Origin of the sequence: Paenibacillus herberti (genome assembly GCF_002233675.1) — a bacterium.
GTDB lineage: Bacteria > Bacillota > Bacilli > Paenibacillales > Paenibacillaceae > Paenibacillus_O > Paenibacillus_O herberti.
Window position 1 is genome coordinate 1 of the sequence record NZ_NMUQ01000012.1, and the last position, 688, is coordinate 688.

Here is a 688-nt window from a genome sequence, read left to right on the forward strand (position 1 = left end):
CCGAAGGGATTCCACGTTTTCCCCACCGTAAAGGTCAAGTTCATCTTGAGTCGATTCTCATTTTGCAGCCGCTCGACACCGCGCATCATGCGTCGAGCAAAATCGGCCAGTTCCTCCGCTTCTGCGGTAAGCTCTTTCGCCACTTTTACCGCACGCCCAGCTTCTCGCACAGTGGGAATCTGTTCCCATTCCCACGCGGCACCGTTCACTTGCTGCATCAGCCGCATCGCGTCCTGACCGATCGCGGTAAACCGTTGACGGAGACGTTCCACATCCACCAGATCCATTTTGACATTTGCGCCAGACAATAGAATCACCTCAATATGATTCAGGATCTTGTTCCATTTAAAAGGGATTGCTCCAAGTCCAATTCGAATCAAAGCAATCCCTCATCACTAAGCTCAGGGACTACACTATGGATTAGAGCTGCAAAGGCATATGTTTTATACAACTATTGGGTTAGTCTTCCTTTTTATAATATCGGTTTTTGAGGAGTTGCTCTTTATTTCAATAAAATGGAAAAAAAGAATAAAGAAAGGAGAAACAGGTCGATAATAGAAGTCGAGTCTGTAAAATAGATTGTGTAAACTCCCAAACCTATTAAAATGGTAGTATACGAAAGGCTGGGGAGTACACATGGGATTATGGACGAAAGAGCAGCTACGAGCTTTCATTAAGGAGAACAAAT

The 688-nt window shown here is 44.9% G+C and carries 1 protein-coding gene; it reads right to left on the bottom strand.

The window, feature by feature from the left end; genetic code table 11:
• A partial coding sequence (locus CGZ75_RS24260) for a hypothetical protein (protein WP_141136894.1) occupies positions 1-380 on the bottom strand: 380 nt, incomplete at its 3' end.
• Positions 381-688 lie beyond the last annotated feature (308 nt).